This window comes from Ochrobactrum sp. EDr1-4 (assembly GCF_049199085.1).
Taxonomy (GTDB): domain Bacteria; phylum Pseudomonadota; class Alphaproteobacteria; order Rhizobiales; family Rhizobiaceae; genus Brucella.
Window position 1 is genome coordinate 682,774 of record NZ_JBLZOF010000002.1, and the last position, 21,345, is coordinate 704,118.

Below are 21,345 nucleotides of genomic sequence, written 5' to 3' on the forward strand. Positions count from 1 at the left end.
TAGAACAGTTCTTTACTGGCCATTTCATACCGATCAAAACTAAAAAAGCGGCCTTCAATAAGACCGCTTACTCCATAAATTTTAGCTGCAACAAGTCTCAGAAATCGGGCACCGCAAAACGCGCACGCGCTTCAGGTATCGCCATATCCGGTGACCATGTAGGTTCATAGGTCAGTTCAACATCTGCATGAGAAACGCCCGCTACGTTCTCAACGCAAGCCTGCACAGCTTGCGTAAGAAATCCGGCTGCAGGACAACCGCGCGTGGTTGTGGTCATTTTGACCGAGACATCACCATTCGCATGCGCTGTGATCATATAGATCATACCAAGATCAACGAGATTAATGCCGAGTTCGGGATCCATGACAATGCGCAATGCATTGCGCACTTCATCTTCCAGCCGATCGAGTTGTTTGCTTTGCATCACTGATCCTCACGCTGTTCCGACGCGGATCATAATGCGATATGCCTCACCTGCGTCGTCAAAATTCCCCACCCACTGATGGCCGCGCTTTTCAAGCTCTGGAAACAGAAACAACGGCTCGCGATGCAAAAGTGCAAACAGCACTTCACCCGTATGCATATTCTCGACCTCTGCAAGAATGCTAACCATCGGCTGCGGCGGGTCCATATCGGAACAATCAAGATATTGCGACGGCTCCGGCCAGTCATCTGGCGAACCGGCATTATCCGAAATCTGCACAGCAGGCGCTTCATCCCCGATTGGCGCAAACAGGACCTGCCAATCGCCATCGCCAATTGCTTCCGCTTTGGCAGAGAACCCCTTGCGTTCCATGACTGTAAAGAGAGGTACCGGCTTAAATGGAGCAATTAAAATAAGGCTTTGTCCGGCAGCCAATCCTTCGACAGCGCCCATAATTGCCTGAAACGGCTCGACGCCTGCTTTCAGGAGCGGACGAACATCAAGCTCGTGTGGAATTAACTCGTAAACGGACAACGTCATTTGCTCCTCCCAGAAACTGGACTACCAGCGTAAATCAGATGTGGCACAGAGATAACATTTGGAAGTTTCATGGCTTCCGGCACATCCATCAGTCGCCGCGCGCGAATGAAATGAGATGACAAGGCGAAAATTGCAACAAGATTAAGTGCACATCCCACCCTGAATGTAAGTGTCTGCCCGACAATGAGCGCGATAATGGCAATGGCAACACCTGTATAATATACCCAGAACCAACGCTTTGCCCGGCTTTCAACCACAATATCCTGCACGCGCGGCGTCAAAACCTTGCCCATCACTGGGCCATAGCATTCAAGCCATGTCAGGAACGGGACGATCTTATAAAGCTGCGCCAGACTTAGGCCAGTCAGCCAGCCAAATGTAAAAAGATAGACCAGCGCTGCAACAACGCCATCCGTGGCGCCGACCCAAGGCAGAGCAATTGCGATGGGCATCGAAAGCAATATGGCAGCAAAGGCCGGAACGGATGCAGCGCTATTCAGCTCAATAGTTTTGCGTTTTCTCTGGCCATAAATCGAATGCACATCATGGACATAGAGGCCAATGCTGGTAACACCCAAAACCAGTACCGCCACGAGAGCAATATCAGTCCACTCATAACCCCAGTGTGTGAAGACTGTCACGAAAATCAGCAGCGCCAGCGCGGCAACACCTGCAGTCCAAACCAGATGCACCGTCTTTTTTGCAGGCTCCGGCGCAAGCATAAACATGGTCAGAAGGCGATAGCTGACGCCCATTGCAGTAAAGGTCATCCAGCCTCCAAGGCCCAAAATGACATGGGTTGAAAGCCCTGAAGAAGCGATCTCCATCAGGAAAACCTGTTCAAGCATGCCGGATAGCATCAGTGTAAAAAGGCTTCCCAGAACAACCACAACCAGCAGGCATACAAGGCCAACACCTACAAAACGTGCTGGTAAAGTCAGCGGTCGCGCACTCCAGATTGTCATAGCAAGCATCGCAATGATGATAGCAAAACCAATGATTAGAAACAGTGCGGAAACCGGCATCATCCAGAGCGGCAATTCGACAATGCCTGCAAGAGCCGCAAATCCGGCGATCAGACCGCAAAGGCCAGTGAGCAAAAACAGCAATGCCGGAAGCCCGGCATTGCTGAGCTGTAAAGGCTTTGCCACCAGCACAGGCACAAACTGCAACAGTGCTCCGCACATCAATAATGAAAGCCACCCAATAGCGATTATATGCACCACGATGAGTGTTTCTGGTGCCCGTAAATCATCAAACGGATAGCCGAAACCTCCCGCCATAAGTGCCATTCCTGCACTCAGGAAAAACAGTGAGGCGGCGACGTATGCGAGTGTCCATCGGGAAAGCGCGGCACCGAACATGGCAGGCCTTCAAAAAAGAGTTAGTGATTGCCACAAGTGCATTCGTGGCCATCGGCATGTGTATGATTGTTGGGGCGACCGATCTCTACACGCCACAACGGGCCGCTTTCCTTATATTCCCAAGAGAAAACACCCGGATTACGGCTATCAAGCTGATAATGCAGCGGAACCGGATCATGATCATTGACGATCTGCAAAGTTTCGCCCGGTTCCAGATCATCAATCATCGCGAAAATAGTCGCATGACGGGAGATAGGCGGAATGGTGCGTACATCGATAATATTGATCGTGGAAACAGGTTCGCTTGTCATCAGGTTCATCCATGGCCGTCGGATATCGAAAGATGATGATGACAGCCCCGCATCATCACAAGATCAATTCTAAACTGGATGATACGGGGGCGATTTGTTTCATCTCAAACAAGATAAAAAATATGACTATTGAAACTCTAACCCGCAAGCATACGGTAAATTGCAGGAAGAGCCGGGGGAAGCTTGGACAATTTTGCAATCAGAGAATAGCCGCCATGCCCAAAAAGTGCGGGCAGATAAGCATTGGCTTCGCGATCCACAGTCACGGCAAAGACATTAATGCCTTTGGTCCGCGCTTCGCTGACCGCCCGCCGTGTATCCTCCAAAGCAAAGCGACCCTCATAATGATCAACATCATTCGGCTTGCCATCGGTCAGCAGAAGCAGCAGCTTTTTGCGATTATGCTGTTCGCTGAGCTTGGCCGTTGCATGACGCATTGCAACACCCATACGCGTATAGAAGCCTGGTTTAAGCGCTGCAATCCGGTGTTCAACCGTCTTGCTGAATGGCTCATCGAAATCCTTCACGGTTTCAACACGCACCCATGCGCGACGGCGCGACGTAAATGTCAGGATCGAACAGCGGTCGCCACAAGCGGCAATGCCGTTGGCCAACACAAGCAGCGCTTCTTTCTCCACATCCAGCACCCGCCGATTATCCACCCATGCATCGGTTGATAGCGAAACATCGACAAGAATAGTCACCGCCAGATCGTTCGCCTGCGGGCGGCTCATCAGATGCACGCGCTCGCTGCCCTGCCCGCCTGCTGCAAAATCACAGCGCGAGCGGACAACCGCATCCAAATCAAGATCATTCCCGTCGAGCTGTGCCCGCATCATCTCACGACCGGGTCGCAAAATCTCAAACTGACGCCGCACCTTTCGCACGAGGCTTCGTGCCTCGTCGTCAAGTTCCACAGCTTCATCACGATCCTGCACGGGCGCTGCCAATACACTACAATGATCCTGAAGATAGCTCGCCTTGCGGTAATCCCACTCGGGATAAGTGAGTTTCGCGGTCAGCAAACTGTGATCCACGGCCTCTGGCGGCAAATCAAGATCAAACCGAAAGCGTGCTGCGGGCTTGCCCTTGCGTTCGCCCAATGTCAGATCGTCCAGCTCGTCCGCTGATTTTGCGCTCTGCTCGTCGCTGTCGTCCGAAGGACGATCAACGCTGACCATTTCGGCCATCGCCAGAATTTTCTCAAACCGATTAAGAATAAACGGGCTTCGATCCGTCTGACGATTATCCTGCTTTTCACGCTGCGCAATCTGCCGCCCTGTTTCAACGCCTTCTGCGTTGGAATTGCGCACCGGCTCGTCTGCATCTGAACGTGATGCGGTTTCGTCACGCCGTATAAGTCCCGGCCAGAGTGGCACCGGCAAAATCGGCAGATAGCCAGCTGGCGCGCGATGTGGAAAAATCGCTGCGAGAGTGCGATCAGGCAGGCCTGCGCCATCATTTAGCAATGACAGAATACGCTGTTCAACAAGCTGCTCAAGCTGGTTCAACGGTCGCTTTGGTCGTGCAGCAAGCACAGCATCGCAAAGCCGCGCATAACGCTCTTGCAATCCCGGAAACAACGTACAAGTTTTCAGCGTCGTATCTGCTGCTAAATCAAGCGATGCCAGATCACGGCGTAATGGATCATCCGGCATTGCGGTCAAATCCAGTGGCATGACGGCCATGTAACCGGCAAGCCAGACATAAAGATCGTAATTGAGCTTGCGGTCAGGAAACAGTGCTATTTCAGGCGGCAACATCAGCGTCGCTTCATCGCGCAGTGGATGATTGAGTTTTTCCTCGCCCAAAGCCATGCGCTGACGCAATCCAAGTCTGTGTCCAGAAGTTCGCGCCCGTGCGGGTGCGATCTGAACCGCGATATCGCCGCCAAAGCCGCGGAAACAAATCGCAAGTCTCTGGCGAATATCAGCAAGCTTTACTGCCTGATCAGCATATTGCGGCCACGACCCGGTTTTACCAATAAGGCGATGCCAGGCCCGGCCAACTGTTTCCTCAAGTTCCAGAAAATCCAGCATGTTATGACCGCCTATTTCAGCATTGCATCAGCAATTTCCAAAAGAGCCGCCTTCACATCCGGCTCATCGGTCAGTGGCTCAATCATGGCTGCACGCGCTGCCTCGCGTTGCGTCATGCCCGCATCAATGAGTGAAGCACAATAGACCAGCAGACGCGTTGATACGCCTTCTTCAAGATCATGTCCTTTCAGACCGCGCAAACGATGGGCAAGGGCAACCAGTGGGGCGACGGACTTCGCATCGAGACCACTTTCCTGGCTCACCACTGCGATTTCCTGCTCTTTTGGCAGGAAGTCGAATTCGATCGCCACAAAACGCTGTCGCGTGCTTGGCTTGAGTGATTTCAGCAAGTTCTGATAACCGGGATTATAGGAAACTACGAGCATGAAACGGTCCGGTGCTTCCAACAGTTCACCAGTGCGTTCGAGCGGCAGAACACGGCGGTCGTCGGTCAGCGGATGCAGAACCACGGCCACATCCTTACGCGCTTCGACAATCTCATCAAGATAGCAAATACCGCCTTCGCGTACCGCGCGCGTCAGCGGTCCATCGACCCAATGGGTGTCACCGCCTTTCAGCAGATAGCGACCAATAAGGTCCGCTGCCGCCAGATCATCATGGCAGGAAACTGTTGAAAGTGGCAGACCGAGCTTTGCCGCCATGTGGCTGACGAAGCGGGTTTTACCGCAACCTGTTGGGCCTTTTAAAAGCAGAGGCAGCTTACGCTTCCACGCCATTTCAAACAGAGTGCATTCATTGCCCGAAGGGCTATAAGCGGGAATGGAAGCGTCAACTGTTTCAACGCTTTTCAAAACGGAATTGATTGTGCTGGTCATAGCCGTCTTCCTTGTTGTGAAGTAAGGAAGCCCCGCCGGACGGCGGGGCTTTTAGCATTGATTATTCAGCGGGCTGTACGAAGCCAGTTGCACTTTCGCGACGTTCTTTGCCCGGAACCAATACGGCCCAGATGAACATGAAGACCGAGATCACCACGACCACGCCAGAGCCAAGACGCATCCAGTAGAAGATCGCGAGCTGATCCTGCACGACCATGTAGTTTTCCCCCAGGACGCGCTGCATGTGGGTCTGCACCACGCCTGCAAAGGTAAGCGCAAAGGTCATGACAGACATTGCCGTACACATGGCCCAGAAGCTCACCATAGAAAGCATCTGATTATAGGGTGCACGTCCGCGAATTTCCGGGATCGCGTAGGCCATAACCGCAAGGTTGAGCATGACATAGGCACCAAAGAAAGCGAGGTGGCCGTGTGCTGCGGTGAGCTGTGTGCCGTGGGTGTAATAGTTCACCGAGGACAGCGTGTGCATGAAGCCCCATACGCCTGCACCAAAGAACGCCATCACAGAACAACCGATCGACCAAAGAAGTGCGGCACGGTTTGGATGTTTGCGACCGGCCTTCCATGTCATCACGAAGGTGAAGATTACCATGGTGAAGAAGGGAGCGACTTCCAGCGTGGAGAACAAGGAGCCAATCCACTGCCAATAGCCTGGTGCGCCAATCCAGTAATAGTGGTGACCAGTACCGAGAATGCCTGAAAACAGGGCCAGACCAACGATGACATAGAGCCACTTTTCAACGACTTCGCGGTCAATCCCATTGAGCTTGATCATCAGGAAGGCGAGGATCGACGCCATGATCAGTTCCCACACGCCTTCAACCCACAGATGAATCACATACCACCAGTAAAGCTTGTCGATGGCGAGATTGACCGGATTATAGAAGGCGAAGAGGAAGAACAGCGATAGACCCCAAAGACCAAACAACAGGATATTGGTGACTGTTGTTTTGCGGCCTTTCAAAGCTGTCAGCGTGATGTTGAACATGAACATCAAACAGACGACAAGAATGCCGACTTTGATGATAAAAGGCTGCTCAAGAAACTCGCGGCCCTCATGAATTTTGAACAGATAGCCCACCACCGCAACACCGGCTGCCACAAAAAACATCCAGAACTGGATGACGGCAAGCTTGGTGCTGTAAAGCTCAGTTTCTGTTTCTTCCGGCAGAAGATAATAGGTCGAACCCATAAACCCCATCAACAGCCAGACAATCAACGCATTGGTATGGATCATGCGAACGATATTGAACGGCAGAAGCTCGGAGAGCGTGTTGGGGAGCACATAGATCAAACCAGCGACAACGCCGAACGCGACCTGCGCGACAAACAGGGCGAGTGCTCCGTAGAAATAGAGCATCGCAACCTTTTGGCTTTCATATTTCATATCATAAAACTCCGTTCATCCGCGCCTCAGCCTGCCTCATTTGGTGGCCAGTTCTGCGTCTTGATGCGGCTGGTCCATTCAAGGAAATCAGCCAGATCGTTGAGTTCCTGTTCATTGAGGTTGAACTGCGGCATCTGACGGCGTCCCTCAATGCCAGTTGGCTGCGCCTGCATCCACGCTTTCATAGTGTCTCGCGCGCCTTCAGGGTCATCTTCACCGCCGTAGCGCTTCCAAACATTACCGAGTTCTGGAGCAAAATAAGCGCCCTCGCCCAGCAGCGTGTGACAGTTGATACAGGAATTCTTTTCCCAGACGTGCTTGCCGCGAATGACACCTTCGGTCAGTGTCGATTCATCCGTAGATGTTGTTTTCATGTAGTAATGGCTGTGCGCCGTCAGTCCCACGAAGATCGCGAAAAAGAATATGGAACCGCCATAGAAGACGTTTCGGGCGCCGGTCTTGGTTAGGCGTTCTGCCATCCCCTTCGTCCTTTCATTGGCCAAAGGCTAAGCCCCGGCATTCAGAGCCGTTTCGCTCCGAATATTTGTTTTAACGCGCATCTTTTTCCGAAAACCGTTTCACACTTTTCGAGATGCGCTCTTATCCCCATCAATGGTTTGGCTGGTGAATCCCCTCCCCAGCATCACGGGACAGAACTGTTCTATCCGGAGGTGAAAACGCGTCTTTGCGATTTGGCAAAGACCACAACAGTTGCTTAAAGGAAGAACCGCACTGCGACAGAACGCACGAGTGCAAGCGTCAGTAGAATTGCAGGCCAAGCCAGCAAGGCAGGCTTCAAAGCACCTCCAGTGCCGCGCATTTCCATGAAATCAAGCACAACGAACCAACCCTTTGCGAAAGCAAGAATTAGCACCAAAATGATTGCCGTAAGCATGCCGCGACTAAAACTCGCAACCAGCGCACCACTCAGGGCAAGTGCCAGCAAAATGACAATCGTGCGGTTAAGCGGAGTGTGTTTCCGAGTCGTCACTTTGTTACCTCACGCAAGATAGAGAACTGGAAACATCACCAGCCAAACGAGATCAATCGCGTGCCAAAGTGTGGTGATCAGCAGAACATTCGATGGAGACGGGCGCCATGCGACCAATACGAGAATGACCGACCCGAACAGAACATGCATGAGGTGAAAGCCGGTCAGCAGAAAGTAGAGTTCAAAGAAAGAACCCGCGGCTTCATCGCCAGCAAACAGAATCTCGTGCGCATATTCGACGAGCTTCACAGCCACGAAAACCAGACCAAAACATGCCGCCCATAAAAGCGGGTGCCGAACCTTGCCAATGTCGCGACGCCTGCGAACGGCGATTGCTGCTTGCCAACCACTCATCAGCAAAACAACCGTATTGGTGGCCGCGAGTCCGGGACTGAGATGCGTGCGCAACTGCGCAACGCCTTCAATATTGATGACGGACATCACCATGAAAGCAATCAGTAAAATCGCAAACGTAACGAGTTCACTCCAGACAAGAATCCACAGGAGAAGATTCTCCTCCGGTGCATCATCTGAAATCGTTGCCGTTAAGGCCGTTTCTTCTGTTCCAAGCATGGCCATGCCTAGCGCGCAGCGCACGCACCTTCTTTGCGTTTTGGCAAAGAAAAATCAGGCCCGCAGATGCATGGTGCATTTTCAAAACAAAGGAATGTTTCAATGACAGAAGCGCAGTTCGGACTGTTGATAGCAACGCCCGTCATCATAGGTTTTTCGCTGGTGCTTTACCGAATGGGTGCTTTGCAGGGAGCAGGCACGCTCTCAGCCGTTGCGGCATCAATTGTCATCGCCGTCATTCTTTTTCTGGGTCAGTGAGGGTGAGGAAAGCATATCAACTCCGAGCATGGAGTTCCGACGCTACCTGCAAAGGCTTTTCCCCATTCTATACATTTGTAAATTTTCAAGTTTGGCCTTAAACAGCGAGAACAAAATTTGGAGCATGACTTGAAAATTATCGCGGTTGATTTTGAAACAGCAAATGAACAGCGAGGAAGTGCATGTTCCGTAGGGTTGGCATGGATTGAAGATGGCCGCGTCACTCGTGTGGTCGAGCGATTGATCCGTCCTAAAGAGATGCGCTTTTCTTCTTTTAATATAGCTATCCATGGCATTCGACCGGAACATGTCGCGGATGCGGCAGAATTTCCAGAAGTTATGGACGAGTTTGCCGATGATTTTCGCGGCGCAACAATGCTAGCGCATAACGCCTCTTTCGATTTCAGTGTCTGGCGAGCGTGTCTTGATCAACATCGGCAGAACTATCCCGAATTACAGTATCTTTGCTCAGTCAAGATGGCACAGAAGGTCTGGCCGGACCTGTCATCACATAAATTAAATGTGCTGGCCAGCTATCTGGGATTGAACTTCAAGCATCATAATGCTGCTGAAGATGCCGCCATATGCGCTGAGGCCGCAATTGCCATGGCTGAAACACTGCGTGTTGCAACTTTGCTGGATGTTCCTGCATACATCGGCATGAAACCCGGACGCTTATTCCCGGGTGGCTATGAAGCTTGTACCTGTCGAAAAAGGTAAATGGCGTTTAGCGAAACCGGAAATACCGGACTTATGCAGGATCCACCTCCAATAATTCAAACGCGCAATGCGCCAATTGTTCACATATACTTGAACAAATAGCTGCCTATAGAACAATCCTCTGGTTTCGAAGGTTCATTGTCTACCATTTAGAATACAATGCGTGAACCAAACGCTGGCTATGCGCAGCCGATTGAAAGGCCTATCTCTTAGTCATCGAAACGACGAACACATCGCCGCTTCACACAAACCAAGGAGATAGAAAATGAAAAAGTTTGTTCTTGCTACTGTTGCTGTTGTTCTGAGCGCTGGCGCTGCTTTCGCTGAAAACCCAAATGTTGGCACCCCTGCTGATCTCTATGCAAATGACCGCACTCCAGTTGCAGCCCAGCAGATCGATCGCACTGCAACCGCTTCGATCGGCAAAGTTTCGGTCATGGATGGTTCGGCTCATCGCTTTGGCGACGCATCGCCTTCGAGCTTCCAGAACTAAGCTTAAATTAATGAACAATCCCGCCTGACGGAATGATCTGAACGGCGACCCCAGTTATCTCCCCGGTGGATGGCATTGATGCCACTCCGGTGCCCCGGAAGCACTGATGCCATCCAAAGGGCGATTATAAAAAGGAATAGAAAAATGAAAAAGTTTGCTCTTGCTGCCGTAGCTGTTGCTCTTAGCGCCGGTGCTGCTTTCGCTGAAAACCCAAATGTTGGCACTCCTGCCGATCTTTATGCCAATGACCGTACACCAGTTGCTTCGCAGCAGGTTGATAACACGGCTACCGCTTCTATCGGCCAGAAGGTCTATCAGGATGGCTCGGCTCATCGCTTTGGCGACGCTTCGCCTTCAAGCTACCAGAACTAACATCGGCACCAGCCGGTAGAACTGCACAAAAAGGCGAAGCCAGTCAGGCTCCGCCTTTTGTTATTTTATATCATATAAAAACACCCAACCAGTTTGCTATCGAAGCTATCATAACAAATCAGGAAAAGCTGGAGGGCTTAATCTTTAATTGATACAGCCCGCGTTGACTAAGATTACGCTTGTCCAATCTATCGAACGCCCGAGTTCGGCAATATGTGTTCTCGATCATTATAACCCCAGACGCCTAATACCGTCCGGGGCTTCTGCTCGTTGCTCTCAATCAGACACTACCACTTCACTTTGAAGCCGACATTGCCTTTGATTGCATAGCTGTCGCCAAAGTTGTTGAGGCTGGTATTGACGAGGCCCTCGCCATAGATCGAATATTTATCGTCGTTCCAGTTGTAAGAACCACCAAGGCCCAGTCCACCCCACACCCGATCATTGCGGCTCGTGAAGCTGCTTTCCGCAACATTCACAAGCGTGCCTTTGAGAAACTCGTAATAGAGATTAGCAATTCCATACACCCGTGTCCGATCCAGCATGCCATTGGCATTCTGCCATGAATTCTCATGATCAACCGTCAGACCAAGACGACCCTGCAAGCTTTCTCCACGATCAAGGCTAACATCTGCATCAAATGCATCCGTGAATGCATCAAAATCAACATTGGAATATGTCAGCTGTGCCTGTGGTGTCAGTGACCATGCTTCGTTGATGGCAAAGCGCTGCCCGCCTTCAAGTGATAAAGCATAGCCAAAGCCATGATTGTTATCGGTGAGGCCTGTATTGGCAGTCGTCGAGTGAAGATCACTGCGATACCACGTCACCTGACCCTGACCATCAAGGTAAAAGCCATTCTCGCCATACCAGGTGAGCGTTCCGCCAAGACCATAACCGTCTGTGCTGATATCACCATCGCCGTGGGCTGAATTGGTTTTCGTCTTGCCATGGGCATAATGCACCGTGAAGCCGCCAATCAGCTTGCCGTTTTCGGTTTCCGTCAGCATGCCATCAATACCAGCCTGCATTTTGAAGACATTCTGGTTGTAATTGGTATCAGAGGTCGAAAAGCGCGGCTCCATATGGTTATGCGAACCTTCAATGCGACCCCAGACGCCATTGCCATTGATTGCAGCACCGGCTTCATCAGATACTGCATAAGGCGAGCCGATCGCATCAGCACCCTGCGCAACCACACGATTGCCATTGCCCGACCAGACACGGTTGCCGGTACGCTGCTGCAAGGTTGCAACACCATTCAAGCCAAGCAGAGCCTGCGGATAGGCTTCATAAACCGGAACTCCAGCCTGATAGAGCGGTTCTGGCTCAACAGGGTCCACGGGATCAGGATTGACTGGATCCACAGGATCAACCGGGTCTACAGGGTCGGTTGGTTGAAACTGCGAGCGTAAATACCAATTGCCATCCGTCGGATCTGATGAGACGCCCTGAAACAGCGAATAGGCATATTCACCGCCGACCACTACTTGTTGGCCTGATCTCGCTTTATAATTGCCAATCAGACTAAATTGTCCATCCGATGCGCCGCCCACCTCAATGATCTTGATACCGTTGACGGTCTTTTCGCCTGTGCCGCCAATATTCGTTACGATAACGTAGGAGCTGCCAGAAGTACTGCCATTGATGGTCAACATATCTGTTTTGGACGCATCGCCATCAAGTTGGCTATCGAGCCTTATTGTGCCATTACTTCCGATGTAATCGCCATCGATCGTAAAACGATCACCAAGAACCGTATTGGAAAGACTTAATACACCAGAATTTTGAAATGTCGCCAGATCTTCGAATAGAGCATTATTGGCTGAACCGTCATCATTTGATGCCAGCTGGATCAACCCATAATTAGTGAGCCGCGTCGTGCCACCCCCAAAATCACTGATTGCAACTGGAGCGACCGTATCTCTGATACCATCGCGATTGGAATCTGAAAAATGCCGTACGGTCCACTTTCCTGAAGATTGATTGACGACGGTATCTTCACCACTGCTCAGACGGATAATGCCCGTCAAATCGCCCGAATTAGATATATTAGTAACGGCGCCTTTAAACGATGATATTATCGTCGCCGGAATATCATTATCATAATCATAATAATCAAAACGATCTACATAACCATCCGCACTAATTGCTATATCAGATAGCGCTCCGACTGTAGCGCCGCTATCAATGACAATGGAGGACGCCCCACCTCCCACTGTACTGATTGCAGATCCAACGGCACCACCTTCAATGACACTTTGATCTCGCGCATGCATCTGGAATATATTCTGTGAGTCCGTGATGATATATCCACTACTGCTACCTACTAATTCAACTTCTGGGCCTCTACCCTCAATTCTAACTCCATCACCAACATAAGAGCGCACCAAACCTGACGTAGTGACATCGACTTCTAATCCATGCGTATAGATCGCAGATGAATTCTTGTTGCCACTTCGATTAAGCAACTCGCTGTCGGCAGATTGAACTAACTTTACGATACGGATAGGGCCGCCAGAAGACCCCCCATTAATGTATATACTCGCCTCATCTGTAGGACGAATACTGGTTTCATCTGGGTAAAAGCCTCCAGACGAGCCAGTATGAGGCGGCGATGGCTCATATCCATCCACACTAGCGCTGTCACCAGAAATAATATTGCCATTCGAGGTGAATCCAACTTCAGTTGTGCCGAAAGCACGAACCCCAATGCTTTTCGTCTCTACGGTGACGCCTTTTTGCAACTCAACAAATACCTTGTCAGTGCGGCTGGTGCCGGACCCAACATTAACATAGCCATAATCATTCGTAATAACTATACTATCATGAATAACGGCATTCAGTTTGTCACCACTATCCACGCAGCTTATAGCACCAGAATACTCAGAAACATAATAACATTCGTCTGCCATGGCAGAGGGAATAAATGAAACGGTGAGCGGCAATGCCGCAATAGCTTTTTTAAATTTTCTCGAAATGCGATCGACTTTATTTTTCATCTTAACCCCTCACCAAGACAAACTTATATCAAATATAGATAATATTATTAATAAGTCTATTATGATGTAAAGATAAATTAAATTAATCGAATTTTGCCTTTTTTGGACAGCCATTTAATTTTGTTGAAACTATATTATATCTGAGATGAATAGATCGTATGGCAATCCTAGATTGCATTAAGTGTTGCGTGAATGAGATTGGTATAAATATGATTCAGCTCTAAACGCCGGCATAAAAATCGCAAAGGCGAGGTAATTGGGATATTCTCTGCCTTAATATTTTTTTATTTCTATTAAAATGCAGCTTTCATCTTCATAAGTATTAGCATCTACCGTTACACGCAATAGTCGTAATTTGATGAACAGCTATATTCGTACCCTATTAGCACCTAACATTAAGCTCATTTGCCATCCACATGCACACGGAGATTGCTTCTGTATGCAAACCATCAAAATCGGCGAAACTTTCCACCGTTTATTCTACTTGCATTAGCGATCTATAAAGGCTTGCTGAAATAATCAATATTTGAAGGAACTCAAACTTCTGTCTATTTTCGAATGGAGCCGCCATGAACCCTCGCGTGTTAATTGTCACTACAGAAGCGCCAGACGTACTCTTTAGTGGCCTTGGGTTCTTTAACGAGATATTTTGGGCAGAGTTAAAAAAGCGCCAGTATCCATTTAAGGTGTTGTACTTAAACAATCAAAAAACACGTCCTTCAAAAATGGCCGACTATGAAATTATGCTCAAGCCGGAGCTACCATTTGATTCTTCAATGGAGGCATTGAGTCTCAATCTAGCTTGGAGCACATCAGAAAAGATAAAGCCTATACTGAGTGATTACAAACCAGACATAATATCCGTACACGAAAATTCAGCAGTTATGCCATTTTATTTTCATTTAGATCGGGTTCAGTTCACCTTGCATTCGAGCTATATTGGAATGCAACATTATCTTTCGAGGACACAGCGCGGCTTGCAACACTATTGGGAGCAGCGAATTGCAGTTCGTCAAAGTGGCTCGGTTCTCATGCACAGTGAATGGGCGCATCAATCAATATTGAACCACGTGTCTGCGGACATTGTTAAACCAAATATATTTCCAATTGGCGTTAACTTTTCTGACTACCCTCAGCAAAAGATGCGCCATCCTGAAAATAAAATAGTCGTAAGCTTCTTCGGTCGCTTTACAGATATTGTGAAAAATTTTCAGATTTTCCGTGAGGCAATTAACACGCTACCTGCCAAGCTCCGAGAAATTATCGAACCAAGAGTTTATGGGCCAGAAAATATTCCGCCTTATATGGAAAAAGAAGGGTTTAAGGGCCTTACTTACGTACAAGGCGATGCAAAGAGAAAAGCATTTTCAGAAACAGATATCGTGGTTTTCCCAAGCTCCCAAGAAAGCTATGGCATTGTCGGTTTAGAGGCGTTGCTATCAAACTGTGCACTCATAGCAACGCCCGGCCTTGGAATGGACAGCTATATACAGAAAGAATTTTCCTGCCAACCAAATGTGCATGAGATACAGAACAGAATTATTGAATATATCACTGATATCAAGCGCTTAAGAAATCTACAAAATGAGGGTTTCTTCAGGGAAACCGTTAATCAAGATCAATTCAAGATAGCAAGCATGGTAGACAGCTATATAGACGTATGGAAATCTCACAAAGAGAAATTGAATGGATAGGTCTTATTATTTTAGGGCCATATCGTTCAATGATAGGCACTGATAGATGCGCTGCTCCACAATACTATTATCGAGAACCATATAACAACCATGCAGAAAAATTGCATGATTGTTATATGTATGCCTATAGAACCCTTGGACTATTATCAATGCTACCAGCGGAAGCTTGAAGACACCATAACCTCTCTGCCATCTCCGTAAAGACACTTTGCAAATTCGCAAACTACATATTCTTTATTGAAGAGGTTGCTGGCGTTCAACGACAAGGTTATATTTTTACTCAACTCATAACGGACCATTGCATCGACAAGCGTATAACCCGGAATTGGTTTATCTATTCCCGACGCGCGAGTTGTCCCCGTGTATCGGACGCCACTTCCAACAGACAGGCCATCTATGCCCAACTGCACCATATCATAAGTCATCCAGATAGCAGCTTGATGATAGGGAGTATTTTCACTGCGCTGGCCAAGTTGCAAAAGTTCTTCGCTCTTGGTGATCCGGGCATCTGTGTAAGAATACGAGCTCACCATCGTCAGGTAATCAGTCAGCTCCGCTTTGGCCTCAAGCTCCAATCCTCGCGCACGCCTCTGACCGATCTGTGTGAGGTCTCCTGCAAGTGTACGGGTGACGATATTGTCCTGTTTGAGCTGATAGACGGCTCCACTAAACAGGATATTGGTGCCGGGTGGCTGATAACGAATACCGACTTCGATCTGTTCTCCAGTCGTAGGTGAGAAACTCATATCTTCGACATATTCAGTCACGGCGACCGGGAAGAAGGATTGCGCATAACTGACATAGGGAGCCAGTCCATTCTCAGCTTCGTAAACGACTCCAGCCCGCCACGTTGTCTTTTCAGACTTACGACTGATCGACTGGTTGTTAGCATGATAGCTGAAATTCTGATCAGCCCAGTCATGTCTTATGCCGAGCAATACGTTCCAGCGTTCATCAAACGTGATTTTATCCTGAAGATAGATACCGTGCTGTATCGTTTCCGTCTTACCGCCCCGATTACGCAATGGATCACGGTTGACTGTGAAGTTAGCACCGTAGACCGGATTGTTCAGATCGATTGACGGAGCAACTGCGCGAAAATTATCTGAATCATACGTTGTGTCATAAAAGTCATAACCGGCGAGCAATGAATGTGAGAGCGGGCCTGTATCCACATCGAATGCAACATTCATATCATGTGTAAGGCCCTTCGCACGATCATGACGGTCACTGTATTGGCGAGCCAGTATGCCTGTCTGTGCGACCTGATTAACCGCGGCGGCGCTCGTCTGAGCCATCATATAACGCCAGTCCAGATCGGATTCGTAGTAGCGCGACTTTGCTGAGAACTTAACATCATTGTCGAAGCGATGGGTAAACTCGTAACCCAATGCGCCCATGTCACTTTTCATCCGGTCATAGTCCGGCTCACCGATAAAGGTATCGCGACCGAGAATGAAGGGGCCATCACCAATACCTTCCACAATCTCATAAGGAAGTGCGGCGGGAAAACGCGTGCTGCTCTTCTGATAAAAACCGAGCACAGTTAGCGATGTGTCTTCATCCGGCTTCCACTCGACTGCTGGCGCGATATAGATACGGTCATCAGTGATATAATCAACGTCGGTGTCGCTATCGCGACCAAGAAACGTCAAACGATAAGACAATGTATCAGTTATGGCATCGCTGAAGTCTGCCGTCACCTGTTTACGATTATGAAGCCCGCCCTGTACGGAAACCTCACGCAAAGGCTCCGGAGTTGGACGTTTGCTTACGCCGTTTACAAAGCCGCCCGGCGAGAGCTGGCCATAAAGAACAGAAGCCGCACCGCGTACAACATCGACACGTTCGAGGCCAAACGGTTCCTGTGTACCATCATATGAATTATTTTGGAGCCTCATACCGTCGCGCAGCAAACCGCCGGTTCCTGGCTCAACATCGAACCCACGAATGCGAAATCTGTCAGAAACCCGCGAAAATGGACCCGGCTGCGCGGTAAAACTTGGTGTATAGGCCAGCACGTCAGCGAGGGTTTGTGCCTCGCGGTCTTTTATTTCGGTCGCTGAAACCACCGAAACAGACTGCGGCGTGAGCACAATAGGGGTATCCGTTTTGGTGCCACTGCTGCTAACTTTGGCTACATAGCCTTTAACGGGCTCGGTTGAGCGGTCATTGTCCTGAACGACAATCGTTTGCAGATTAATTCCAGCACCTGCGTCCTGTGCTGAAAGATTACTAACCGACAGCGCCATCATGGCACAGGCAAGCGGAATGCTATATGGCAATGACGAAACATAGGGCAGCCCGCCGATACTTGATTTCAGATAGTTTACCGGCATAGCCATTCCCCAACTTCAATGCATGATTACAGGAAAGCTGGAACAGCCATCGCATAACATGACAATTATGATCAACAAAGATAAGCCTTGGCTATCATGCGATTCACTTTGAATAAATCAAGAAAGTGTCACAACACACTTATTGCGGCGCGTTCGCAGCCCTACCGATGCTATGACGCGATTGGAAGAGCCCAGTGACTACCACTTCCGACAATGAGACAAGGAATTAATGGTCATGATAGAAATAAGAGGATTAAACGTCTATCGTGGCTCTCAGCACATTCTCCATGATATTGATTTGAATATTCTTCCCAGTCATTTCACGGCTCTGATCGGGCCAAACGGCTCTGGCAAATCAACCCTTCTGGGCAGCATGGCAACCACCGTTGCGATACAAAGCGGCCATATGAAACTTGGTTCAAAGCAGCTGTCGTCCTATTCTAGACGTGAGTTGGCGCAACAAATGGCCTTTCTACCGCAGCATGTGCATACGCCAGCGGGAATGAATGTTCGTGAATTGCTTGCGCAGGGACGTTTCCCCTGGAGAAGCTGGTTGGGTGGCTGGTCTAGACGAGATGAGGATGCTGTTACACGCGCTGTAGAATTATGCGGCATCGAACAACTTCTTGATCGTCCCTTGCAAAACCTCTCAGGAGGGCAGCTACAACGCGCGTGGATTGCAATGACACTGGTTCAGGACACACCGATTATACTGCTCGACGAACCAACGACCTTTCTGGATGTTGCAAACCAGTTAAGCCTTCTCGACCTGCTTTCGGTATTGCGCGATGCAGGGCGCACAGTGGTTGCAATATTGCACGACCTCAATCAGGCCGCGCGCTATGCGGATCAACTGGTTATGCTGAAAGATGGACGGGTCGTGGCGGAAGGAAACACACAGCAGGTCTTCACTGCGACTAATATAGATAGCGTCTTTTCGGTTCGTTCGAGAATGGTGGATGACCCTGAGACAGGCATTGCCATGTGCATTGCCTCATCATCTGCTTAATGGGTACATCCGTGTCGGCATATTGGCGTATTTTCCAGTTCTCCATTCTTTCTGTGCTGCTTATTGTGGCTGCTGTTCTGCATCTGAAACTTGGGGCGCGTCAGCTTGACTGGAGCACCGTTTGGCAAGCGCTTGTTGCCTATATTCCAGCCAATCCTTTACACAGCATCATAATCGAAATGCGGATGCCCAGATTGATGGGTGCTGTGATTGTGGGTGCAGCGCTTGGCCTTGCAGGTGCACTGATGCAGGCTGTAAGCGAAAATCCACTTGCAGATCCGGGGCTTATAGGCGTGAACAGCGGCGCAGCTTTCTTCGTGGTAATCGGATTGCTGGTGTTTCCGGGTAATACGCTTGCAATGATCCCACTCTTAGCCTTCGCGGGTGCTATTGTTGCAGCGGGTTGTGTGCTTCTTAACACTGGAGCGGATCCCAATCCAGTTCGCCTTGTTTTATCAGGTGTGATGGTTGCAGCCCTGTTCAGTGCTTTAACCTCAATGGTTTTGTTGCTGGATCAACAGGGACTTGAGAGCTTAAGGCGCTGGCTTGTCGGTTCACTGGCTTTCGATAGTTCGCAAGCGCGGTGGCAGACCTTTCCGTTCATCATGGTGGGGGTATGCATTGCAATCGCAAATATCCCTGCGCTCAATCTGCACCGCTTAGGCGCACAATCGGCAGCACTGATGGGATTGAATGTATTGCGAATGCGCCTTTCATCCCTTCTGGCGATCGTGCTTCTGGCCGGGTCCTCCGTCGCAATCGCAGGACCTATAGGATTTGTCGGCCTCGTTGCGCCGCATATCGGACGTATTATATTTGGCAACGATTATCGGTTCATCGTGCCAGCAAGCCCTCTGATTGGCGCATTGCTAATCGTCGTCAGTGACATTATATCCCGTACCGCTGTCAGTCCGTTGGAAATCAATACTGGTATTGTGACTGCCATGGTCGGCGGTCCCATTTTCATTGCTCTCGTATTGGGCAAAGTAAAATGATGAAAGCGCAAATAACCGCCACCAAGCAGACCCACAAGCGCTTCTCCCATGGCCGAATAATTCTACTGGGTATAATGGCCTTTCTTGCGGGAATAGCATTGCTGGCGATGACGCTTGGTAGCTATCCGGTTACACCTTCCGAAATTGCTCTGGCTATTATAGCACCTGATAGAGCTGATAATGCCATATGGAGTATTGTTGTCGACACGCGCCTACCGCGCATATTACTCGCGATCTTTTCAGGCATGGCTATGGCTCTTGCAGGTGTTGTACTACAAGTGCTCACACGCAATTCACTTGCTGCACCTGGGTTGGTGGGTGTCGAGGCTGGCGCGGGATTAACTGTGCTTGCTGCGCTCATTCTCTGGCCTACTGCACTTGCTGTGGAACTTTATCCACTTGCCGCTTTGGTTGGTGGACTGCTGGTAGCACTCTTCGTGATTGCACTATCATGGAACAAAGGGGTTTCACCCCTGCGCCTTCTTCTGGTTGGTGTTGGTGTCACAGCCATCCTCAGCGCAATTTCAGACTTGCTGATTACTTATGGCCGTATCGATCATGTGGAATCGGCTTTACTCTGGCTTGCCGGTAGTTTGCACAAGACGGGATGGGAGAATGTGCGCGGTCAGACTTTGTGGCTGCTGCTTGCTGGTATTCCAGTGATGCTGCTTTACCGTCAATTTGATTTGTTTCAACTTGGCAACGCCGTTGCGGGTACGCGTGGCCTGAATGTCATGCGTTTTCAGATCATATCACTTTTACTCAGTGTTACGCTCACCGCTTCAGCTGTCGCCAATGTGGGCACGATGAGCTTCATTGGTCTTTTAGCCCCTCATGCGGCAAGACTTCTTGTTGGAGAAAAACACCGACTGCTTTTGCCACTGGCCGCCTTAATGGGCGCTTGCATTGTTCTCATCAGCGATACGATAGGCCGTACAGTTTTTGCCCCACTCCAAATTCCTGCCGGGCTCGTGGTGGCCGTAATTGGTGCGCCCTATCTTCTTTATCTGCTGTCGCGCAAAGGAACCACCAGATGATCAAGATAGCGTCAGCTTTGTTTCTTCTTATATGTAGTTTCGGATTCGTCGGCTCTTCTCATGCAGAAGAAACACGAACCTTCTCCAACAGATTTGGGTCTGTGAAAGTACCAGTCACGCCCCGCTGCGTGGTGTCTTTGCACGATTTTAGTCTGACAACGCAGTTACTTGAATTAGGGGTCACGCCTTGCGGATCATCCGGCCGCAAGCGGTTGTTCACAGATACAATTTATAGAGGCGCATCGCAAAGATACGATACGTCGAAAATTCAATATGTCGGAACTCATCAGGCACCAGATACCGAAACAATAGCCGCATTAAAGCCTGACCTCATCGTGGGGCTATCCTATCATGCAGCACTGCGCGATAAGCTTTCAGCCATTGCACCGGTTGTGCTCCTACCGCTGCGCGAAGAAGGCATCCGTTCTTATGCAGAACAACTGGCTGATCTGGTAGGCAAGCGCCACCGCTATGATGAGCTCAATCATGAATATCAGGATGTCGTCAACGAATTCGGGAAACGCGTAAAGAACCCTGCTTCAATTACCGTGACGCCTATTGAAATTTACCGAGATGGTTTTCGGATCATAGGGCGGGGTGGCATGGAGCAGGTGATAGACGATTTTGGTCTTGGCCACGTTCCCGCTTATGAAAATAGCTCGAGCGATATACCCTATAGCTTGGAACGCCTTTCCGACTTTGATAGTGACATCATTATCGACACTTACGAAGAAATGCTGGATGAGGAAGCGGAAACGCGGGCCTTTCGCTCGACGGTCCAGTGGCGCAACCTGTTTGCTGTGCGCAATCGACAATTTTTGTACTTCAACCGCAGTCGCTATGGCGAAACGATGGAAGGTCTGATTGGCTCTGCAACTTTGCTTTTATCGCATATCGGCGAGCGGGAAATCCTTCGGCAGAAACCTTAATCAGCAGGTCT

21 protein-coding genes are annotated in these 21,345 nt (G+C 49.6%); 9 read left to right on the plus strand and 12 right to left on the minus strand.

Features of this window, described 5'->3' with window-relative positions; genetic code table 11:
• Positions 1–97 precede the first annotated feature (97 nt).
• From ACOZHT_RS09570 to ACOZHT_RS09615, 10 genes are all read right to left on the minus strand, one after another.
• Entirely contained in the window at positions 98–424 is a 327-nt protein-coding gene (locus ACOZHT_RS09570) for a metal-sulfur cluster assembly factor (protein ID WP_339515258.1), read from the minus strand.
• A 9-nt stretch (positions 425–433) separates the two neighbouring features.
• Complete coding sequence (locus tag ACOZHT_RS09575; protein WP_421565697.1) at positions 434–958, minus strand: DUF2249 domain-containing protein; 525 nt, start codon at positions 956–958, stop codon at positions 434–436.
• Positions 959–960: 2 nt separating this feature from the next.
• Positions 961–2,328: a hypothetical protein gene (locus ACOZHT_RS09580; RefSeq protein ID WP_339515256.1), complete on the minus strand. Its 1,368-nt coding sequence runs from the start codon at positions 2,326–2,328 to the stop codon at positions 961–963.
• Positions 2,329–2,348: 20 nt separating this feature from the next.
• The gene (locus ACOZHT_RS09585; RefSeq protein ID WP_339515254.1) at positions 2,349–2,639 is read right to left on the minus strand and encodes a DUF2249 domain-containing protein; all 291 of its coding nucleotides are present in this window, start codon (positions 2,637–2,639) and stop codon (positions 2,349–2,351) included.
• Positions 2,640–2,776: 137 nt separating this feature from the next.
• Positions 2,777–4,678, minus strand: coding sequence for a nitric oxide reductase activation protein NorD (locus ACOZHT_RS09590; protein WP_339515252.1), 1,902 nt, complete (start codon positions 4,676–4,678; stop codon positions 2,777–2,779).
• Between the two features lie 11 nt (positions 4,679–4,689).
• The gene (locus ACOZHT_RS09595) at positions 4,690–5,502 is read right to left on the minus strand and encodes a CbbQ/NirQ/NorQ/GpvN family protein (protein WP_421565698.1); all 813 of its coding nucleotides are present in this window, start codon (positions 5,500–5,502) and stop codon (positions 4,690–4,692) included.
• A 73-nt stretch (positions 5,503–5,575) separates the two neighbouring features.
• Entirely contained in the window at positions 5,576–6,922 is a 1,347-nt protein-coding gene (locus tag ACOZHT_RS09600; RefSeq protein WP_339515250.1) for a cbb3-type cytochrome c oxidase subunit I, read from the minus strand.
• Positions 6,923–6,948: 26 nt separating this feature from the next.
• Positions 6,949–7,401 carry a cytochrome c gene (locus tag ACOZHT_RS09605; protein ID WP_339515248.1) on the minus strand — a complete coding sequence of 151 codons (453 nt, stop codon included), beginning with the start codon at positions 7,399–7,401 and terminating at the stop codon, positions 6,949–6,951.
• A 236-nt stretch (positions 7,402–7,637) separates the two neighbouring features.
• Complete coding sequence (locus tag ACOZHT_RS09610) at positions 7,638–7,913, minus strand: cytochrome C oxidase subunit IV family protein (RefSeq protein ID WP_339515246.1); 276 nt, start codon at positions 7,911–7,913, stop codon at positions 7,638–7,640.
• A 9-nt stretch (positions 7,914–7,922) separates the two neighbouring features.
• Positions 7,923–8,486: a cytochrome c oxidase subunit 3 gene (locus tag ACOZHT_RS09615; RefSeq protein ID WP_339515244.1), complete on the minus strand. Its 564-nt coding sequence runs from the start codon at positions 8,484–8,486 to the stop codon at positions 7,923–7,925.
• Between the two features lie 102 nt (positions 8,487–8,588).
• Here ACOZHT_RS09615 and ACOZHT_RS09620 point away from each other — a divergent pair, with 102 nt between their 5' ends.
• The 4 genes from ACOZHT_RS09620 (at position 8,589) to ACOZHT_RS09635 (ending at position 10,329) form a co-directional block, all read left to right on the plus strand.
• On the plus strand, positions 8,589–8,744 hold the full coding sequence (locus ACOZHT_RS09620) for a hypothetical protein (protein ID WP_250040501.1): 156 nt from the start codon (positions 8,589–8,591) through the stop codon (positions 8,742–8,744).
• A 129-nt stretch (positions 8,745–8,873) separates the two neighbouring features.
• Positions 8,874–9,464, plus strand: a complete 591-nt coding sequence (locus ACOZHT_RS09625; RefSeq protein ID WP_339515241.1) for a 3'-5' exonuclease — start codon at positions 8,874–8,876, stop codon at positions 9,462–9,464.
• A 265-nt stretch (positions 9,465–9,729) separates the two neighbouring features.
• Complete coding sequence (locus tag ACOZHT_RS09630) at positions 9,730–9,957, plus strand: hypothetical protein (RefSeq protein ID WP_421565650.1); 228 nt, start codon at positions 9,730–9,732, stop codon at positions 9,955–9,957.
• 144 nt (positions 9,958–10,101) lie between these two features.
• Positions 10,102–10,329 carry a hypothetical protein gene (locus ACOZHT_RS09635; RefSeq protein ID WP_421565651.1) on the plus strand — a complete coding sequence of 76 codons (228 nt, stop codon included), beginning with the start codon at positions 10,102–10,104 and terminating at the stop codon, positions 10,327–10,329.
• 287 nt (positions 10,330–10,616) lie between these two features.
• Here the strand turns inward: ACOZHT_RS09635 and ACOZHT_RS09640 are convergent, their stop codons facing one another.
• Complete coding sequence (locus tag ACOZHT_RS09640) at positions 10,617–13,331, minus strand: autotransporter outer membrane beta-barrel domain-containing protein (RefSeq protein WP_421565652.1); 2,715 nt, start codon at positions 13,329–13,331, stop codon at positions 10,617–10,619.
• Between the two features lie 569 nt (positions 13,332–13,900).
• Here ACOZHT_RS09640 and ACOZHT_RS09645 point away from each other — a divergent pair.
• A complete protein-coding gene (locus tag ACOZHT_RS09645) occupies positions 13,901–15,025 on the plus strand; it encodes a glycosyltransferase family 4 protein (protein WP_421565653.1) in 1,125 nt (374 codons plus the stop codon).
• 152 nt (positions 15,026–15,177) lie between these two features.
• On the opposite strand, the gene ACOZHT_RS09650 is transcribed toward ACOZHT_RS09645, so the two are convergent.
• A complete protein-coding gene (locus tag ACOZHT_RS09650; RefSeq protein WP_339514846.1) occupies positions 15,178–17,370 on the minus strand; it encodes a TonB-dependent siderophore receptor in 2,193 nt (730 codons plus the stop codon).
• Positions 17,371–17,599: 229 nt separating this feature from the next.
• Here ACOZHT_RS09650 and ACOZHT_RS09655 point away from each other — a divergent pair, with 229 nt between their 5' ends.
• The 4 genes from ACOZHT_RS09655 (at position 17,600) to ACOZHT_RS09670 (ending at position 21,334) form a co-directional block, all read left to right on the plus strand.
• Complete coding sequence (locus ACOZHT_RS09655; protein ID WP_339514844.1) at positions 17,600–18,373, plus strand: ABC transporter ATP-binding protein; 774 nt, start codon at positions 17,600–17,602, stop codon at positions 18,371–18,373.
• A gap of 11 nt (positions 18,374–18,384) precedes the next feature.
• The gene (locus tag ACOZHT_RS09660; RefSeq protein WP_339514842.1) at positions 18,385–19,368 is read left to right on the plus strand and encodes an iron ABC transporter permease; all 984 of its coding nucleotides are present in this window, start codon (positions 18,385–18,387) and stop codon (positions 19,366–19,368) included.
• Entirely contained in the window at positions 19,365–20,405 is a 1,041-nt protein-coding gene (locus ACOZHT_RS09665) for a FecCD family ABC transporter permease (RefSeq protein ID WP_421565654.1), read from the plus strand. The genes ACOZHT_RS09660 and ACOZHT_RS09665 overlap by 4 nt, the downstream gene beginning before the upstream one ends.
• Positions 20,406–20,506: 101 nt before the next feature.
• Complete coding sequence (locus tag ACOZHT_RS09670) at positions 20,507–21,334, plus strand: ABC transporter substrate-binding protein (protein ID WP_339514838.1); 828 nt, start codon at positions 20,507–20,509, stop codon at positions 21,332–21,334.
• Positions 21,335–21,345 lie beyond the last annotated feature (11 nt).

What these genes read in the sequence shown, in the direction of transcription:
- ACOZHT_RS09585 (WP_339515254.1), bottom strand. Translation starts at nt 2,639, where the DNA reads ATGACAAGCGAACCTGTTTCCACGATCAATATTATCGATGTACGCACC.
- ACOZHT_RS09650 (WP_339514846.1), bottom strand. Translation starts at nt 17,370, where the DNA reads ATGGCTATGCCGGTAAACTATCTGAAATCAAGTATCGGCGGGCTGCCC.
- ACOZHT_RS09640 (WP_421565652.1), bottom strand. Translation starts at nt 13,331, where the DNA reads ATGAAAAATAAAGTCGATCGCATTTCGAGAAAATTTAAAAAAGCTATT.
- ACOZHT_RS09655 (WP_339514844.1), top strand. Translation starts at nt 17,600, where the DNA reads ATGATAGAAATAAGAGGATTAAACGTCTATCGTGGCTCTCAGCACATT.
- ACOZHT_RS09570 (WP_339515258.1), bottom strand. Translation starts at nt 424, where the DNA reads ATGCAAAGCAAACAACTCGATCGGCTGGAAGATGAAGTGCGCAATGCA.
- ACOZHT_RS09620 (WP_250040501.1), top strand. Translation starts at nt 8,589, where the DNA reads ATGACAGAAGCGCAGTTCGGACTGTTGATAGCAACGCCCGTCATCATA.
- ACOZHT_RS09645 (WP_421565653.1), top strand. Translation starts at nt 13,901, where the DNA reads ATGAACCCTCGCGTGTTAATTGTCACTACAGAAGCGCCAGACGTACTC.
- ACOZHT_RS09635 (WP_421565651.1), top strand. Translation starts at nt 10,102, where the DNA reads ATGAAAAAGTTTGCTCTTGCTGCCGTAGCTGTTGCTCTTAGCGCCGGT.
- ACOZHT_RS09600 (WP_339515250.1), bottom strand. Translation starts at nt 6,922, where the DNA reads ATGAAATATGAAAGCCAAAAGGTTGCGATGCTCTATTTCTACGGAGCA.
- ACOZHT_RS09605 (WP_339515248.1), bottom strand. Translation starts at nt 7,401, where the DNA reads ATGGCAGAACGCCTAACCAAGACCGGCGCCCGAAACGTCTTCTATGGC.
- ACOZHT_RS09590 (WP_339515252.1), bottom strand. Translation starts at nt 4,678, where the DNA reads ATGCTGGATTTTCTGGAACTTGAGGAAACAGTTGGCCGGGCCTGGCAT.
- ACOZHT_RS09665 (WP_421565654.1), top strand. Translation starts at nt 19,365, where the DNA reads ATGATGAAAGCGCAAATAACCGCCACCAAGCAGACCCACAAGCGCTTC.
- ACOZHT_RS09615 (WP_339515244.1), bottom strand. Translation starts at nt 8,486, where the DNA reads ATGCTTGGAACAGAAGAAACGGCCTTAACGGCAACGATTTCAGATGAT.
- ACOZHT_RS09580 (WP_339515256.1), bottom strand. Translation starts at nt 2,328, where the DNA reads ATGTTCGGTGCCGCGCTTTCCCGATGGACACTCGCATACGTCGCCGCC.
- ACOZHT_RS09630 (WP_421565650.1), top strand. Translation starts at nt 9,730, where the DNA reads ATGAAAAAGTTTGTTCTTGCTACTGTTGCTGTTGTTCTGAGCGCTGGC.